The sequence below is a fragment of the Butyrivibrio sp. ob235 genome, assembly GCF_900109475.1.
In the GTDB taxonomy this organism is placed as follows: Bacteria; Bacillota; Clostridia; order Lachnospirales; family Lachnospiraceae; genus Butyrivibrio.
On sequence record NZ_FOBE01000004.1, the window covers coordinates 138714 to 157102 of the forward strand.

Annotated in this window: 15 protein-coding genes; 8 read left to right on the forward strand and 7 right to left on the reverse strand. The window is 45.1% G+C overall.

Annotated features, from left to right (window positions below):
* Positions 1–116 precede the first annotated feature (116 nt).
* Positions 117–1595 carry an L-fucose/L-arabinose isomerase family protein gene (locus tag BMW61_RS05570; protein ID WP_022761149.1) on the forward strand — a complete coding sequence of 493 codons (1479 nt, stop codon included), beginning with the start codon at positions 117–119 and terminating at the stop codon, positions 1593–1595.
* A gap of 144 nt (positions 1596–1739) precedes the next feature.
* On the forward strand, positions 1740–2504 hold the full coding sequence (gene nagB, locus BMW61_RS05575) for a glucosamine-6-phosphate deaminase (RefSeq protein WP_091820254.1): 765 nt from the start codon (positions 1740–1742) through the stop codon (positions 2502–2504).
* Between the two features lie 36 nt (positions 2505–2540).
* Here the strand turns inward: nagB and BMW61_RS05580 are convergent, their stop codons facing one another.
* Entirely contained in the window at positions 2541–3416 is an 876-nt protein-coding gene (locus BMW61_RS05580) for an aldose 1-epimerase family protein (protein WP_091820255.1), read from the reverse strand.
* Positions 3417–3482: 66 nt separating this feature from the next.
* A complete protein-coding gene (locus BMW61_RS05585; protein ID WP_026498543.1) occupies positions 3483–4454 on the reverse strand; it encodes a D-2-hydroxyacid dehydrogenase in 972 nt (323 codons plus the stop codon).
* Positions 4455–4623: 169 nt separating this feature from the next.
* Here BMW61_RS05585 and BMW61_RS05590 point away from each other — a divergent pair, with 169 nt between their 5' ends.
* The 5 genes from BMW61_RS05590 to clpX all read left to right on the forward strand — a co-directional run bounded on the left by BMW61_RS05590 (position 4624) and on the right by clpX (position 10881).
* Positions 4624–5850: a UTP--glucose-1-phosphate uridylyltransferase gene (locus tag BMW61_RS05590; RefSeq protein ID WP_026498544.1), complete on the forward strand. Its 1227-nt coding sequence runs from the start codon at positions 4624–4626 to the stop codon at positions 5848–5850.
* Between the two features lie 19 nt (positions 5851–5869).
* The gene (galE, locus tag BMW61_RS05595; protein ID WP_091820257.1) at positions 5870–6886 is read left to right on the forward strand and encodes a UDP-glucose 4-epimerase GalE; all 1017 of its coding nucleotides are present in this window, start codon (positions 5870–5872) and stop codon (positions 6884–6886) included.
* Positions 6887–6896: 10 nt separating this feature from the next.
* Positions 6897–7175 carry a hypothetical protein gene (locus BMW61_RS05600; RefSeq protein WP_091820258.1) on the forward strand — a complete coding sequence of 93 codons (279 nt, stop codon included), beginning with the start codon at positions 6897–6899 and terminating at the stop codon, positions 7173–7175.
* Positions 7176–7348: 173 nt separating this feature from the next.
* Entirely contained in the window at positions 7349–9127 is a 1779-nt protein-coding gene (locus tag BMW61_RS05605) for a S1C family serine protease (protein WP_091820260.1), read from the forward strand.
* 203 nt (positions 9128–9330) lie between these two features.
* Entirely contained in the window at positions 9331–10881 is a 1551-nt protein-coding gene (clpX, locus tag BMW61_RS05610) for an ATP-dependent Clp protease ATP-binding subunit ClpX (protein WP_091820261.1), read from the forward strand.
* A gap of 106 nt (positions 10882–10987) precedes the next feature.
* Here the strand turns inward: clpX and arcC are convergent, their stop codons facing one another.
* The 5 genes from arcC to BMW61_RS05635 form a co-directional block, all read right to left on the reverse strand.
* Entirely contained in the window at positions 10988–11923 is a 936-nt protein-coding gene (gene arcC, locus BMW61_RS05615; RefSeq protein ID WP_091820263.1) for a carbamate kinase, read from the reverse strand.
* A 91-nt stretch (positions 11924–12014) separates the two neighbouring features.
* Positions 12015–13937, reverse strand: a complete 1923-nt coding sequence (locus BMW61_RS05620) for a glycoside hydrolase family 2 protein (RefSeq protein ID WP_242876632.1) — start codon at positions 13935–13937, stop codon at positions 12015–12017.
* 67 nt (positions 13938–14004) lie between these two features.
* Positions 14005–14754, reverse strand: a complete 750-nt coding sequence (locus BMW61_RS05625) for a DUF975 family protein (RefSeq protein WP_091820264.1) — start codon at positions 14752–14754, stop codon at positions 14005–14007.
* Between the two features lie 13 nt (positions 14755–14767).
* Entirely contained in the window at positions 14768–15307 is a 540-nt protein-coding gene (locus BMW61_RS05630) for a hypothetical protein (protein WP_022763370.1), read from the reverse strand.
* Positions 15308–15318: 11 nt separating this feature from the next.
* Positions 15319–15726, reverse strand: coding sequence for a hypothetical protein (locus BMW61_RS05635; protein ID WP_022763371.1), 408 nt, complete (start codon positions 15724–15726; stop codon positions 15319–15321).
* A 262-nt stretch (positions 15727–15988) separates the two neighbouring features.
* On the opposite strand from BMW61_RS05635, the gene BMW61_RS05640 reads away from it, so the two are divergent.
* A complete protein-coding gene (locus BMW61_RS05640) occupies positions 15989–18352 on the forward strand; it encodes a Tex family protein (protein ID WP_091820266.1) in 2364 nt (787 codons plus the stop codon).
* The last annotated feature ends 37 nt before the right edge of the window (positions 18353–18389 follow it).

The window sequence follows — 18389 nt, forward strand, 5'->3', positions numbered from 1 at the left end:
TTTCTGTGAAATATGCCCCGTTGACAAAAAAGGCACCAAAACTTATGATTTATGAGTGTGTGAACGTACACACATTTTAACAAAAACAATTATTTTAAGGGTAGGAGGATTTAAGGATGAATAACATTCCCCAGGCTAAAATTGGTATAGTTGCAGTAAGCCGTGACTGTTTCCCGGCATCACTTGCAATCAATCGTAGAAAGGCTCTTGTAGAGAGCTACACAAAGCTTTACAACAAAGACGACATTTATGAGTGCCCTGTTTGCATCATCGAGAGCGAGACTCAGACACTTGAGGCTCTTGAGGATGTTAAGAAGGCAGGCTGTAACGCACTTTGCGTATATCTTGGTAACTTCGGTCCCGAGATTTCCGAGACACTTCTTGCTGAGAAGTTCGGTGGCCCTGTAATGTTCTGCGCAGCAGCAGAGGAGTCACAGAATGACCTTATCGACGGCAGAGGAGATGCTTACTGCGGAATGCTTAACGCAAGCTACAACCTTCACCTTCGTAATGTAAAGGCATATATTCCTGAATATCCTGTTGGAACAGCAGATGAGTGCGCTAAGATGATCAACGAGTTCGTTCCGATCGCAAGAGCACTTTACGGACTTTCAGAGCTCAAGGTTATCAGCTTTGGTCCTCGTCCGATGAACTTCCTTGCTTGTAACGCACCTATTCAGCAGATCTACAACATGGGTGCAGAGATCGAAGAGAACTCAGAGCTTGATCTTTTCGAGAGCTTCAACAAGCACGCTGATGACAAGAGAATTCCTGAAGTTGTTGCAGACATGGAGAAGGATCTTGGCGCAGGCAACAAGAAGCCTGAAATCCTTGCTAAGCTTGCTCAGTATGAGCTTACACTTCTTGACTGGATCGAGGAGCACAGAGGTGGCAAGAAGTTTGTATGTATCGCCGGTAAGTGCTGGCCTGCATTCCAGACTCAGTTCGGATTCGTTCCCTGCTATGTAAACTCAAGACTTACAGGCCGCGGAATTCCGGTATCCTGCGAAGTAGATATCTACGGTGCAATCTCAGAGTTCATCGGAACATGCATCTCTGATGACGCTGTAACACTTCTTGATATCAACAACTCTGTACCTGCTGATATGTACGAAGAGTCCATCAAGGGCAAGTTCGACTACAAGCACACAGATACATTCATGGGCTTCCACTGTGGAAATACTTGCACAAGCAAGCTTGCTAGCTGCGAGATGAAGTTCCAGAGAATCATGGCTAGAAACCTTCCTGAGGAAGTTACACAGGGAACACTTGAAGGTGATATCGCTCCCGGCAACATCACATTCTACAGACTTCAGAGCACATCTGATAACCACCTTAAGGCATACGTTGCACAGGGTGAGGTTCTCAATGTTCCTACAAGATCCTTCGGTGGTATCGGTGTATTCGCTATTCCGGAGATGGGAAGATTCTACAGACACATTCTTATCCAGCACAACTTCCCTCATCACGGTGCAGTAGCATTCGGTCACTTCGGAAAGGCACTCTTTGAGGTATTCAAGTATGTTGGAGCAGAAGTAATCGGCTACAACCAGCCTGCATCACTTCCTTATCCTACAGAGAACCCTTTCGCTTAATTACTAAGTGATTATTTAGGAAAAATAATAGGCCGCAGATGTTTACCATAAGGTACGCATCTGCGGCTTTTTTGTGCCTGAAAACAGATTTATAATGGATGTAGATATTGAAAATGCTAATGCCAAATAATGAGGGGGTTATGCATGAGAATCTACAGAGCAAAAGATTATAATGACCTGAGTAGAAAAGCTGCGAACATTATCTCTGCGCAGGTAATCATGAAGCCGGATGCGGTTCTTGGCCTTGCAACCGGTTCGTCTCCCATTGGGACTTATAAACAACTCATCGATTGGTATAAAAAGGGTGACCTTGATTTTTCGGAGGTGAAGACGATAAACCTCGATGAATACAAGGGTCTCAGTCCTGAGGATGAGCAGAGTTATTATCACTTTATGCACACCAATCTGTTTGATCATATTAATATCAAACCGGAAAACACCAATATTCCTAATGGCCTTGAAGAGGATTCAGAAAAAGAGTGCACTCGTTATGACAACGTCATAAACGAATGCGGTGGAATTGATTTGCAGCTTCTTGGAATAGGAAGTAATGGCCATATTGGGTTTAACGAACCCGGAATCTCATTTGACAAAACTACTCACTGCGTGGCTCTTACCGAGAATACAATCAAGGCAAATGCCAGGTTTTTTACATCGGAGAGAGACGTCCCCAGATATGCATATTCCATGGGAATAAAGAATATAATGCAAGCAAAAAGCATCCTGCTCATCGCCTCCGGAGAGGGAAAAGCGGATGCCCTTTATGAGTCATTGTTTGGTCCGATAACACCGGCGGTTCCCGCATCCATCTTACAGCTTCACAATAATGTGAGTATAGTAGCGGATGAGGAAGCTTTGAGCCGCGTGCTCGAAGATCACGATATTATATCCGGAGGTCAGATATCGTAATCTGTTATCACAATTATCTTCAAAACTCAGATACAACTATAATTTAAAAGAAACGCGATACTCTGCGTCAAAAGAGTCGCCCGGATTAAGCAGTTGCTCAAAGTCGCGGTCTTTTAATTCACCTGAAAATCCCTCTGCGTCAGCCCTTCCATACCAGGGCTCAAGGCAGATGAAGGGAGCATTTTTACCTACGGGAGACCAGATTCCAAGGAGCGGAGCATCGAAGGTCATCTCAACGAAAACATCGCCTTCTGCATTTTTGATGCTGGCACCGCTAACCTGGCTGTTTTCCAGAATGATCGCGCCGCCGTCGAAGGTGTGCTCATCGACTTCGAAGGATTTGTCACTCTTCAGAGTAAGTTCATAGGTCTCGTTTGCAGCGAGAGGATCATGGAACTTTCTCACGGTGAGGACATCCTTATCTGTTTTTAATATTACGGAATTTCCTTTCAATGTGCCTTCAGAGCTGAGCTCGCAGTTAAATGCCGGATGAGCTCCGATTGCGAAAGGCATGTCTTCTTTTCCTGTGTTTTCTACCTTCCATCCCACAATAATACTGTCGCCATCAAGTTTGTAGGAGATGGTCAGCTTAAAATCAAAGGGGTACTTTGAAAGGGTTGTTTCATTTGAAGTAAGGGAGAAAACTGCACAGTCATCAGTTTTTTCCTCAAGCTCAAATTCCATATCTCTTGCAAAGCCGTGCTGTCCCATGGGATATTCGTGGCCGTCAACCCTGTATTTGCCGTCTGCAACAGCACCTACAAAAGGAAAGAGTACGGGTGAGGTGCGATTCCAGAAAGCGGGATCTGCGCACCACATATATTCCTTATCTCCTTTTTTGATGCTTTTTAACTCGGCACCGGCAGTTTCAATCTCAGCGACAATCACATTGTTGTTAAGAGTAATTCTCATGTTTCTGATCCTTTCCGCAAAATGGTCTCTGCCATTTCATAATCTGATAAAATTTCTCACATCGTCTTAATTTACGATATTTCTCTTTTCGCCCTTTTCAAAAGCGGCTATGTTCTTAGCTACTTCATCGACGCAGCGGATTCTGGCTTCAACACTGGCCCAGGCCATGTGAGGTGTAACAAAGAGCTTCTGACTGTCCTTGATTCTAAGAAGCGGGCTGTCCTTTTTCATAGGCTCTACAGTAAGAACGTCGAGGCCGGCGCCTGCGATCTCACCCTGTTCAATTGCATTTGCAAGATCATCCTCGTTAACTACGGGGCCTCTTGCAACGTTGATGAGATATGCGGTTTTCTTCATCTTCTTAAATGCAGCTGCATCGATAAGATTTCGTGTGCTGTCTGTGAGAGGGCAGTGGAGAGAGAGAATGTCGCTTCGCTCTAAGAGCTCGTCAAAACTTACCATCTCGTAAGCTTTGTCCTCATCCTTGTGCTCGGTTCTTCCTGAAGCGGAGTAGAAGATAACTTTTGCTCCGAAGGCAGTTGCTATCTGGGCAACTTTTCTTCCGATATTACCCATTCCGATGATACCCCAGGTCATACCGTCGATTTCATGATAGGGGATGTCAAGCTTGCAAAAGTATTCCTGAGCCGCATATTCGCCGCTTTTCACAAACTCATCATAGTCCTTGAGGCTCTCCATCAGATAAAAGAGAAGTGCAAAGGTATGCTGAGCAACGGACATAGTAGAATATCCCGCAACGTTAGCGACCTTCACACCGCGCTCTGCACAGGCTTTGATGTCGACGTTGTCGAAGCCTGTTGCAAACTCGCAGATGAGCTTTAAATCCGGAGCTTTATCGAGAATTTCCGTGGTTATCTTTGACTTGTTGATGCAAAGGACCTCAACTCCTGCAAGGCGCTCTGCGGCATTGTCTGCTGTCACTTTGTTCTTATAATATGTAACGTCACCGATTTTTGAAAACTCGGTGTAATCAAGATCATTTCCCACGCTGTCAATTTCTGCTGCTACTATTTTCATGATTTTTGTCCTTTCTATGTATATTTGACCGTCAGTGGCTATAAACCCTATATATTTTCGCATGTTATAGGGAAAAATGGAATAGTGAGCGCGTTTTTTGGATTGTTTTTATTCATGGTGTGAGATATTATTATAGAAGCGCTTATTTTGTAGTAAAGGAGAATGTATTATGACATTTGAAGAAGCTAAGAAAAAACTTGAAGCAAACGGACAGATGCATGTCCTCAAGTATTATGATGAGCTTTCAGATGCTGAGAAGGCAGCTCTTCTTCAGCAGATTGATGAGACTGATTTCGAAGTTCTGAAAAATGCAAAGAATTTAGGTCATGGTTCAGAGAGAGGAAAATTCGAGCCTCTTGCATGCATGCAGCTTTCAGAGATTGAGAAGAGAAAAGATGAGTTTAATAAGATCGGTACAGAGGCAATTCAGCAGGGTAAGGTTGCTGCATGTCTTCTTGCCGGCGGTATGGGTACAAGACTCGGCTCCGATGATCCTAAGGGAATGTACAACATCGGTCTTACAAAGGAAGTATTCATTTTCCAGAGAATTATAGAGAACCTTCTTGATGTTGTTAATGCAACAGGTTCATGGATCCATCTTTTCATTATGACAAGTGAGAAGAATCACGAGAAGACAGTTAACTTCCTTACAGAGAAGAATTTCTTCGGATATAAGGCTGACAAGGTTACCTTCTTCAAACAGGACATGGCTCCCGCTTCAGATTACGAAGGTAAGGTTTATATGGAAGAGAAGGGACGCATCTCTACATCACCCAACGGTAATGCAGGATGGTTTTCTTCTATGATTAAAGCAGGTCTTGATAAGACACTTCACGCAGAAGGTATCGAGTGGGTTAACATCTTCGCAGTTGACAACGTACTTCAGAGAATCGCAGATCCCTGCTTCGTAGGTGCTACAATCGCACAGAAGGCAGAGGTTGGTGCTAAGGTTGTTAAGAAAAATGCTCCCGATGAGGGCGTTGGTGTTATGTGTCTTGAGGATGGCAAGCCTTCAATCGTTGAGTACTATGAGCTCACACAGGAGATGATGGATGCCAAGGACGAGGCAGGAGATCCCGCATACAACTACGGTGTTATCCTTAACTACCTCTTCAATGTACCTGCGCTTGAGAGAATCGCAAAGAATGAACTTCCTCTTCACGTTGTTGAGAAGAAGATTCCTTTCATAAATGATAACGGCGAGCTTGTTAAGCCCGAGACACCCAACGGATGCAAGTTCGAGCAGCTGGTTCTTGATATGATCCACGAGCTTGACAGCTGCGTACCTTACGAGGTTGTTCGTGAGAAAGAATTCGCACCTATCAAGAATAAGACAGGTAAGGATTCGGTTGAATCAGCAAGAGAGTTGTGCAAGAAGAATAACATAGAGTTATAAACATTTGGGAGGATAGAGTATGGCAATATTAGTTACAGGTGGTGCCGGATATATCGGAAGCCACACAGTAGTAGAGCTTCAGAACGCAGGATATGACGTAGTTGTTATGGATAACCTTGCCAATGCAAGCGAGAAGGTTCTTGCGCGCGTTGAAGCCATCACAGGCAAAAAGGTTTCTTTTTATAAGGCAGACATCCGCGACAGAGAAGGCCTTGAGGAGATTTTTACAAAGGAAAAGATCGACAGCGTTATTCACTTCGCAGGACTTAAGGCAGTAGGTGAATCAGTTCAGAAGCCTTGGGAGTACTATGATAACAACATCACAGGAACACTTACTCTTGTTGATGTAATGAGAAAGCATGGCTGCAAGAACATCATCTTCTCATCTTCAGCAACTGTTTACGGCAATCCCGCATTTATTCCGATTACTGAGGAGTGTCCTAAGGGACAGTGCACCAATCCTTACGGATGGACAAAGTCAATGCTTGAGCAGGTTCTTTCAGACATTCAGTTTGCTGATAAGGAATGGAATGTGGTTCTTCTCAGATACTTCAATCCTATCGGTGCTCACAAGAGCGGTACTATGGGTGAGAACCCCAACGGTATACCGAACAACCTCATGCCTTACATTACACAGGTTGCTGTAGGAAGACTTCCTAAGCTCAATGTATTCGGTAACGACTATGATACACCTGACGGGACAGGTGTCCGCGATTACATCCATGTAGTTGATCTCGCTGTAGGACATGTTAAGGCTCTTAAGAAACTTGAGCCCGGCAGCGGACTTTCAATCTACAACCTCGGCACAGGCGTTGGTTACAGCGTTCTTGATATCGTAAAGAACTTCGAGGAAGCTAACGGAGTTAAGATCCCTTACGAGATTCAGCCCAGACGTGCAGGAGACATCGCTACATGCTACTCAAATGCTGACAAGGCTAAGAAGGAGCTTGGATGGGAGGCACAGAACGGTATCCGTGAGATGTGCGAAGATTCCTGGAGATGGCAGAGCCAGAATCCTAACGGCTACGAGGATTAAATAAGGACACATGTTTAGGCTTTGGGTAAGACTTATAGAGGACAACCACCTTTTAAAAGATACCGTCATAGAAGACAATTCGATGGACACCAGAACTCACAAGGTTATGAATGCTCTCGAGAAAGCCTGTTATGACATGGATCTTAGTAAGCCGATATGGCTAAAGTCCACTGTTCACGATTTTCAATTACATAACAAATGCAGATTTACAAAGGATGCATTTATTGAGGAAATTCCGTTTGATTACATGGAGATTCAGGTGATCGAAGAGGACGACTTCTATTATTGATTAATATATTTCCCACACTTGAAACAAACATTTAGTTTGGATTTAGGTATGGGAAATATTTTTTTGATACTTTTATCACAATTTCGTCACAAACTGAAACTATACTGAATCTTGTAAAAAACAAATGAGAGAACTTATTTATCAAATTTATCAAAGAAAAGAGGTAATGAACGATGTTTGATAATGAAAATAACGAGCAACAAAATAATCAGGAAACGGGGTTTGGAAGGGAAGCTGAAACTAACAACGCACAGAGCGAAAACACCTATAGTCAGGGCAATAACTCTTACGGACAGAATCAGAACACCTATGGACAGGGTGGTAACAATACCTACGGTCAGGGGACATACAACCGAAACAATACGTACGGTAACTACACAGGCTCCGGAAACAACGGCTCAGGTTACGGCCAGAACAACAATACCTACGGTAACTACAATTACAACAACCAGGGAACCTATGGTAATTACCAGTATTCTTATCAGCCCGGTATGAATGGAGGAAACGGTCCTAAGAAATCAGGGACAGGAAAGAAAGTTGCAGCTGCGATAGCTATCGCACTTGTTCTTTGTCTGGGACTCGGTGCAGGCTACTATAGCATGACCAGAATTTCACAGATTCCTGCTGCCACAGAGAAAGACGATCAGGCTAAGGCAGAGGAAAAGAGTATAGAAAAGGACAACAGCGAGACTGTTGCCGAGCCGGATGTAGCAGCTAAAGAAGAGACCGGCAGCACAGATTCTGTTCTGGGAAGTGGAGACAATGCAGGAATTGCACAGACAGAGACAGTAGAAAGTTCAAGAACAGTTGTTACAGATGTAACAGAGGTTGTTGCCAAGGCAATGCCTGCCATGGTTTCCATCAACAACAACTTCACACAGTCCTATAACTACTTCGGACAGACGTACAGTCAGGAACAGACAGCTTCCGGTTCAGGATTCATAGTAGGAACAAATGATACAGAGCTTTTAATTGCGACCAACTACCATGTTATTGAGGGTGCTGACTCTCTTGAGGTTCAGTTTGCAGATGACAGTAAGTCAGCAGCTGAGGTTAAGGGAACAGATTCTGATATGGATCTTGCAGTAATCGCAGTACAGCTTTCAGACCTTGCAGCAGATACCAGAAACGCTATCGCTATAGCAGCCCTTGGTGATTCCGATTCACTTACACTTGGTGAGCCCGCAATAGCAATCGGCAATGCGCTCGGATATGGCCAGTCAGTTACTACAGGTGTAGTAAGCGCTATCAACCGTGTGATTGACCTTGATGATGAAAAGCAGGGTACATTTATACAGACCAATGCAGAGATCAACCCCGGTAACTCCGGCGGTGCACTTTTAAATATCAACGGTGAAGTTATCGGTATCAACTCCAACAAGATTGGCGGTTCAACCGTTGAAGGTATGGGATATGCTATTCCGATTTCCATTGCTAAGCCTATCATTGAGCAGCTTATGACAGAGAAGACACGCGCCAAGGTTGACGAGGAGAACAGAGGCTATCTTGGAATCTCAGGTGTCAGCGTTACTTCTGATGTATCAGAGATGTACGGACTTCCTCTCGGTGTTTATGTAGCAGCTGTTTCTGAGGATGGCGGCGCTAAGGCAGCAGGTGTTCAGGAAAAAGATATCATCACAAAGTTTGATGGAAAAGAGATTTCTTCTATGGACGATCTCCAGAACAGACTGGCATATTATGAGGCAGGAGAGGTAGTAACAATCACTGTTCAGAGACAGGCATCAGGTGGATATCAGGAACAGGAGCTTCAGGTTACTCTGGGATCCAAGCAGACTGTTCAGTCCGACAGTGATGATACACAAGGACAGAAGTATGATGGCGAGCAGCAGCCAGATGCGAAGCAGGAAGAAGGACAGGAAGGACAACAGGGACAACAGGGAATCGATCCCTTCTCAAATCCTTTCGGATTCGGTTTTGACTTTGGTAACTAAGCTTATTCATATAAAATAAATAGTACTCGGCAAAAATAACAAAAAGGAAAAGGTTAGGAACAAACTGCCTTTGAGCGATGATGCTCAGGGGCAGTTTTTCTTAAATTTATAGTGGGCGGGGCTCTGTTTTTAATGACATAGGTTTGCGAGGATATTATAATAGTTATAAATTTTTGTGAGGAATTTAGAGGAGACAAACTATAATGGCAGATAGATTTGATAATGATGATATGGACTTCAGGGAGGTTATGGATTCCTCCGTGGATGACAGTCCTATAGAGAGAAAAGATACAGCAGTGGAAGAGACTCCTAAAGAAGGTAATACATCCTCGCAGTCAAAGGACAATGAGAGCGAATATGAGGATGTTTGCTTTGTGTGCAGAAGACCTGAGAGCAAGGCCGGAAAAATGTTCCATCTTCCCAACGGAATAAGTGTGTGCGATGACTGTATGCACAAGACGATGGATACGATCAGCCAGTTTGATTACCAGAATCTTTTGAACAACCCGGCTCTTATGGATGAGCTCAACAAGCATAGCGGTATGCCCGGCTTGAACTTTATGGATTTATCCAATTTTACCGGAGGCGCCGGAATCCCCAATTCTCAGAAGATCAAAAAGAAAAAAGAGGAAGATACCAGGGTTAAGCCTGAGTTCAATATAGAAAATATTCCTGCACCTCACAAGATCAAGGCTAAGCTTGACGATTATGTTATAGGTCAGGAGCAGGCAAAGAAAATTATATCCGTTGCGGTTTACAACCACTATAAGAGAGTTAAGACCGGCACCATGGATGATATTGAGATTGAGAAGTCCAATATTCTTATGATCGGCCCTACCGGAAGCGGAAAAACTTATCTTGTTAAGACTCTTGCAAGACTTCTTGATGTGCCGTTGGCTATCACTGATGCTACCTCTCTCACTGAGGCGGGATATATCGGTGATGATATCGAAAGCGTTGTAAGTAAGCTTCTTGCGGCAGCAGGAAATGATATAGACAAAGCTCAGCAGGGTATCATTTTCATAGATGAGATTGATAAAATTGCAAAGAAAAAGAATACGACATCGAGAGATGTAAGCGGTGAATCGGTTCAGCAGGGAATGCTCAAGCTCCTTGAGGGTGCCGATGTTGAGGTACCTGTGGGTGCAAGCAGCAAAAATGCGATGGTTCCAATGGCGACCGTTAACACCAGAAATATTTTGTTTATATGCGGCGGAGCCTTCCCGGATATGGAGGATATAATAAAGCAGAGGCTGAATAAGCAGACCTCCATCGGTTTTGATGCCGACCTCAAGGACAAATGGGACAAGGATCCCGACCTTATCACTAAGGTAACCGTTGATGATCTCAAGAAATTCGGAATGATTCCCGAGTTCCTCGGACGTCTCCCTATAGTATGCACACTTAAGGGCCTCTCCAAGGAGATGCTTGTTCAGATATTAAAAGAGCCCAAGAACGCTATCTTGAAACAGTATCAGAAGCTCCTTGCGCTTGATGAGGTTAATCTGGAATTTGACGATGAAGCTTTGGAAGCCATAGCCGAGAAGGCGATGGAAAAGGATACAGGTGCCAGAGCGCTTCGCGCCATTATCGAGGAATTCATGCTGGATATCATGTATGAGATTCCGAAGGATGATAATATCGGAAGTGTTACCATTACCGGCGATTATATCAAGGGTAAGGGCGGCCCAGTGATTGAACTCAGAACTACGGAAGTTCTTAAGGGGATTGGGATGAAGTCGGCAGAGAACTGATAAGGGAAAGATAAAAGCCCCAGTGTATGCTATGGTGGATTTCAATCGATTATGCGTATTTTGCAACGAGATTGAAAGACACCATAGCATACGCTGGGGCTCATCGTTAGGCGGTAATAAAGGTGCCGGCTTTACCCTTGAGGGCGTCGGAGACCTCTGCAAGTGAGGTGATAAGGACGCTGCCTGAAGGATTATTCTTAAGGAATTCTATCGCGGCTTCGATTTTGGGAAGCATATCGGTAGCTCCAAACTGACCTTCTCTGATGTACTGCTCGGCTGCGGAGACATTCATGCGCTCGATGGGAGCCTGAGTGTCCTTACCGAAATCGGTGTATACATAGGGAACGGAGGTCAGGATGATAAGTCTGTCCGCATTAAGGTCTGAAGCCAGTTTTCCGGCGATGGCATCCTTCTCAATAACAGCTGAGGCACCCTTTAATACATGACCCTGCTCGATAACCGGGATTCCGCCGCCGCCGCAGGCGATAACGATCTGACCGGCATCGGAGAGTGTGCGGATGGCATCGATCTCAACAATATCTATCGGCTTGGGAGCAGCAACTATACGAAGATAACCTTTTCCCGGAACTTCCTGAACGAAGTTCCCTTTTTTAACTTCGTTATCGGCGTCCTCTTTTGACATATATCTTCCGATAACCTTGGTCGGAGAATAGAAGGCTTCATCGTAGGGATCAACCGTAACCTGTGTGAGAATTGTGCTTACAGGGGTTGAAACACCGCGGCTTGTGAGCTCACTCTTAAGCGAATTCTGAAGATCGTAGCCGACATAACCCTGGCTCATTGCGCTGCAGACGCTCATGGGAGCGGGAGTATAGTCGATATAGATTCGGCGCAGCTCGGTCATTGCTTTGTGAATCATGCTGACCTGAGGTCCGTTACTGTGTGTGATGGTTAACTGATATCCTGCACAGGCGAGATCTGCGAGTGCTTTCGCAGTAACCTGAACGGCTTCCTTCTGCTCCATGGTGGTATAGCCAAGAGCTTCGTGTCCCAGTGATACCACTGCCTTCTTGTTTTTCATAGCGTTGCTCCTCCGTAAAAATCTGTTTTATAGATTGTATCATAAAAATAGACTGCGAGATACTTGGTAATTATGCATTTTTCAAGTATTTTCACATCTTCAGTTTGTTGTGTCTTCTGTCGTAGGTCATGATGCCATTTACTTCTTCCTCAACGTCGGAGAGCTGCGTGTAAACCGCACCGGCAAGGCCTTTCTTCTTAAGATTCTCTATGGTTTCATTCATAAGAGTGTTAAAGGCAGCTTTGAAATCGGCCACGGTATCGAACCTTTTGTAGCCGTAGATTCTGTCTACGCTGCTGTGTCCCTCTACATAGCAGGTGTAACCGCCGTATTCGGAGATGACAAAGGCGCGGTGCTTTTTATCCGCTATGACATCAAGAGGTCTGAAGTAATTATGTAGACTTCTGAAATCACCGCCGTTTTCATCAAACCAGCCGCTTGCCTGATCGATAAGTCTGTTGTCGGCAAACTGCCTTGCCTGGATAGTAGCGGCGGAAGCATTGAACTGTCCCCAGCCCTCGTTGAAGAGAACCCAGACTGAGATACTCGGAACGTTGATCAGATGCTGGATTGTTTCCTCCATCTCCTCAGTCCATTCCTTTCGGCCCTCTGCGGAGCCTCTTGAAAACATGTGATAGTTTGTGGGACCGTCAGGCATGTGTCCGAACACGCCGGGGAACAGAGTGGGAAGATAGCTCACTACGGGCTTTGCATAGGAGGATCCTCCGCTTACCATGTCCTGCCAGACGATCATTCCGAGCCTGTCGCAGTGATAGTACCACCTTGCTGCTTCAACTTTTATATGTTTCCTTAGCATGTTGAAGCCAAGGGATTTCATCTCTTCTATATCAAAAATGAGTGCTTCATCGCTCGGCGCAGTATATAATCCGTCGGGCCAGTAACCCTGATCGAGGACGCCGTTAAGGAAATAGGGCTCTCCATTCAGGAAAAAGAGGGGATGTCCTTCAGCATCAAGCTGCCTTGTAAAGGAGCGCATTCCGAAATAACTCCAGGCGGTATCGCTTCCTGCAGTTAACTGAATCTGATAGAGATAGGGATCCTCGGGACTCCAAAGGTGAGGCTTTGGCATCGCAATTTTACAGGAATAAACATAAGTCGAAGCGCCTTTTCCTTCGATGTCGGGTGAGTAGGTGCTGAGCTCGTCGGAGGAATGGGTAATTGAACCGTAAAAATCCTCGGGCTCAAAGCGGTCCCTGGTCTTATCACTTCTGTGAACAGTGTCGCCCTCATTTTCTGCGATAAGGATCTGCCCCTCTGAGTCATATATTTTTAAAGAGACAGGGCACTCGCCGTTTGTATGCATGGTTATGTAGATCATGTCGAGGTCTCTGTCGGGAACGATTCTGTAGGAGGTGATATGAGTTTCCGGAACAATCTCCATCCAAACCGTTTGCCAGATTCCGCTCTGCGCAGTGTAATACATACCTCCGCGCTTTAAAGTCTGCTTACCTCTGCTGTGATAAGAGGTGTCGCTGTCATCCTGGACGCAGACGGTCAGTGTTCCTGCAAGTCCTGACTGCGATGAAGTCATGGCATCCGTGATATCAACGGTGAAAGGAAGATATCCGCCATTGTGGGCGCCGACGGGAGTTCCGCTTATAAATACGATGGCTCTCTGGTCGATCGCACCAAAATGAAGAAGAACTCTGGATTTTTCATCGGGAAGAGTGATTCCTGAAAGTTCCTTTTTATACCAAAGATATTCATCAGGCTGCAATTGTCTCTCTACTCCCGAAAGGATTGATTCGGGAGAAAAGGGAACGAGAATCTGTCCGTCCATCTCTTTTGGGTGTACATCACTCTTTGAGAAAGCATACTCCCAGAGTCCGTTAAGATTGATATAACTGTTTCTCTTGAACTGCGGACGGGGATATTCCGTGAGGACATGATCCTTGTCCAGATTGTCTCCCCAAACAGTGGTAAGCCTGTGGAGCACATCATCCTCATGAGTTTTATCTATTGCTTTAATTGCATTGAGCAGATCCATTTTCATAACATTTCCCCTAAAAAATATTAAGGCCATCCGATTATTAAAAATGGATGGCGCATTAAGTTCGTGTTCAGACGTCGGTATTTTGGTTCTTAGAAGCTATCAGATCCTGATAGAAAACGGCGATTGATGCCGAGTTGTAAACTCCGACCCATAGGAGCGGGATGAAACATGCAAGTACTCCGATGAGTGCGAGAGGAATGAAACTCAGATACAGTAAAAGGAGTCTGAATTTACTTCCTTTCATGAGCCTCATGCTGGCTTTTAAGATATCCGAGGTTCTCTTTTCCGGGAAATCCTGCAGGATATAATAAGACTGCGAAAATATGAGACGAATATAGATATTGGCGATTGTCATCACCACAGATATAAGCAGTGCAAACATTATGTATCTGGGATCGATAGAAACCGAGCTGTTATTGTTTTTAACCAGCATCGCCATCAAAACCTGCAGCGGAATGATGGTTAGTGTATTCGCTACAGCAATCGGAACATGAAGAAGAATTGCCTTGTCGGGATGATTTTTAAATCCGTGGAATAAATCCGACATGGAAACCGATTGCGCATAGACGACGTTCATAAAAAGATAAGCCAGTCCGGAGTCGAACACGCCGAGGAAAAGGTTCACCAGTATGGTAGACCCGAAGTAGGCAAAATATGTGATTAGATTAGTTGGAATAATTGCTGCGGTAATGACATTTATCATTAAGAAGGCTATGAACCTGTAGAGTACAACTGCAGCTATTGTCGTTCTGTATTTACCAAGAAGCCTTTCTCTTGCAATGGCTTTCAATGTTTTAGTGTTTTTTGTCTGTCTCATTTGTCATTTGACCCTATACTGCCGCATCAAAGCTCGAACCGATAAGACCACTGGCTGCATCGGCTGATTTGCGGTTTTTCTGATAGGGATTATCCTCATTTTTATACATAATCTGAGTTGTGGTAAGTCCACCTGATACATAGGTGCGTCCACACTCGGGGCAGACTGCTGTCTGAATTTTGACAGAAGCCTGAAGTACTTTGCCGTCGCCCTGGGCGGCCTTTTTATATGCGTTGGCTACGTGCTCCTGCTCGTGACCGCGCACTCTGGAAGGTGCTGCTTCAGGTGAAATATGTGCAGCGCTTTTAAAGGAAACATTTTCATCGGAACCGTCAATATACTTGCGGTTCTTACAAGTCTCACATTCAGCCGGTGAAGAACGCATACCGGGCTTCTTCTCGACGGATTCGCCGGGATTAAGTGTGACTTTCGTTTCGCCCTGAAGGGCTCCCGCAGCAGCTTCTGAAGCTGTCCCGGTGCCGCTGTTAAAAGCAGGGCCGAAAAATCCTGATGCATAAGAACTGTTAAATCCGATACCACTTATTCCGCTCATAAGCACACCCTCTACTGACTTTCTACAGGAAGGTCGATACTGATGCCGAGATTATCAGTGATTTCCTTGACCATGTCGTCAAAGCTCTCGCCGCTGATAGCCTGCGAGTACTGATTAACCATCCTGTGTGCTTCGGGATCGGTAAATACCGTCACGAAGGAGGTAACCATAAGTGCGTATCCCCCGATAAGCCCGATAAGACCAAAAATAATTCCCCTTTTGGCCTGCGGGTAGAGTTTCCCGTTCTGTTCTCTGGACAGGAAAGCCATTGTAATTGCAATTCCTCCAAGTATTATGGAGAAATACACGCTTAGTATAAGCGCGATTGAGATCAGACCCAGTATGGATGCCACAGTAGCAAATGAAACCCTTGGATTAAGAGGGTTGTGGGTCTGATTATACTCATAACTCTCAGTCATTTCTTAATTTTCACAGATTCGTATGCAGAAAAGGAATCTGTGAACTCCTCCTTTGCCACCAAAAGATGACAATACTTCAAGTTAATTGTACCGCAAAAAGCCCGAGAAGTGTATTAAAAATTGGTAAAATTACTGCGCGGTGACGGTCCGGTCCTTCCGGTGAAATTCGATTGGAAAAGTTCGCTTTGACATAGTAAAATATACGAGTGACCTTTGTTTGGAGGAAGCATTTTATTATTGCACAAGGAGTAAAACAGGCAAAATGGACATTTTACAGAAAATAACAGAAGAACTTAATGTACAGAAATGGCAGGTGGAGGCAGCGGTAAAGCTGATTGACGAGGGCAATACCATTCCTTTTATCTCCAGATACCGTAAGGAAGTAACAGGTTCCCTCAATGATGAACAGCTGCGAACCCTCGGTGAGAGACTTACATATTTAAGAGGTCTCGAGGAGAAAAAAGAGCAGGTTATTTCAAGCATTGAGGAGCAGGGTAAGCTTACTGATGAGCTTAAAGCTAAGATTATTGATGCGCAGACCATGGTAGCCGTTGAAGACTTATACAGACCATACAGACCGAAGAGAAAGACCAGAGCCTCTGTGGCTAAGGAGAAGGGACTTGACGGTCTTGCAGATATTATCAGGGTTCAGGAGACTACTAAGAGCCTTGTTGAGGAGGCAACTCCTTATGTAAATGCCGAAAAAGAAGTTAAGAATATACAGGAAGCAATCCAGGGTGCTATGGATATCATTGCCGAGGAGATTTCCGACAATGCCGATTATCGTACCTATATCCGTGAGGAGACCTGGAATCAGGGCTTCGTAACCTCCAATGCCAAGGACGAGAAGGCAGAGAGCGTCTACGAGATGTATTACAACTTCGAGGAGCCGGTTAATAAGATCCTCGGGCACAGAGTGCTCGCACTTAACCGCGGCGAGGCAGAGAAGTTCCTCACAGTTAAGATCACAGCTCCCGAGGAGCAAATCCTTCGTTTCCTTGAAAAGAAGACAATTACAAAGGATAATCCCGAGACAACTCCTGTACTTCAGGCTGTTTGTAAGGATTCCTATGACAGACTTATTGCTCCCGCAATTGAGCGTGATATCAGAAATGAGCTCACAGAAAAAGCAGAGGACAGCGCCATCGGCGTATTTGGCAAGAACCTTGAGCAGCTCCTTATGCAGCCTCCTATCGCAGGAAAAACGGTTCTCGGATGGGATCCCGCTTTCAGAACAGGCTGTAAGCTTGCAATAGTAGATGCTACAGGAAAAGTGCTCGATACAAAGGTTATCTATCCCACAGCGCCTCAGAATAAGGTTGAGGAAGCAAAGGCAGAACTTAAAAAGCTCATCAAGAAGTATGACGTTGACCTTATTTCAGTTGGTAACGGTACTGCTTCCAGAGAATCAGAGCAGGTTATCGTTGAGCTTATTAAGGAACTTGATAAGCCCGTTCAGTATGTAATCGTAAACGAGGCAGGCGCCTCGGTTTATTCGGCAAGTAAGCTTGCAACAGAGGAGTTCCCTCAGTTTGACGTAGGACAGAGAAGTGCGGCTTCCATCGCTAGACGTCTTCAGGACCCTCTTGCAGAGCTTGTAAAAATCGATCCCCAGAGCATCGGCGTCGGCCAGTATCAGCACGATATGAACCAGAAGAAGCTTGGTGAAGCCCTTTCAGGCGTGGTTGAGGACTGTGTTAATAAGGTAGGTGTTGATCTTAACACTGCATCAGCACCGCTCCTTACATATATTTCAGGTATCAGCAAGGTTATTGCCAAGAATATCGTTGATTATCGTGAGGCTAACGGAAAATTCGAGAGCAGAGACGAACTTCTTAAGGTTCCGAAGCTCGGACCCAAGGCTTATGAGCAGTGCGCAGGATTTTTGCGTATTCACGACGGTAAGAATGCCCTTGATGACACAAGCGTGCATCCGGAGTCCTATGAGGCAGCAGAGAAGCTTATGGATAAGCTCGGCCTCACCATGGAGGATGTAAGGGAAGCTCAGAAGAAGAGTGCCAAGGCTAAAGCTGAAGCTAAGAAGGCAGAAGCTAAGACTCAGGCTAAGCCGAAGCAGAAGAAGGAAAAGCAGTTTGTTGTTAAGAATACAAATACAGCTATGGGTGCTGCGCTGGCAGCAGCTCTTGGCGGGGTAAGTCTCAGCCAGGATACGGAACCTGCAGCAAAGGAAACATCCGGTCAGAAGGGCGGCAATGCAGCAGCTTCAGGAAGCCTTCTTAAGAAAGTTGGCGATAAGAAGAAGCTTGCAGAGGAGCTCGGAGTAGGTGAGATCACTCTCACAGATATCCTCTCAGAGCTTGAGAAGCCTTCCCGTGACCCCAGAGAGAGCATGCCCGCACCTATTCTTAGAAGTGACGTCATGGATATGAAGGACTTAAAGCCCGGAATGATCCTTAAGGGAACAGTCAGAAACATCGTAGACTTCGGTGCTTTCGTAGATATAGGAGTTCACCAGGACGGACTTGTTCACATCTCACAGATCACAGACCGCTACATCAAGCATCCTCTTGATGCAGTGAGCGTCGGAGATATCGTTGATGTTCAGGTAATTGAGGTAGATGTGAAGAAGCAGAGAATCGGACTTACAATGAAGATAAAGAAATAAAGTCTAAAATATTAGGGGTTGCCAAAACAGGCAACCC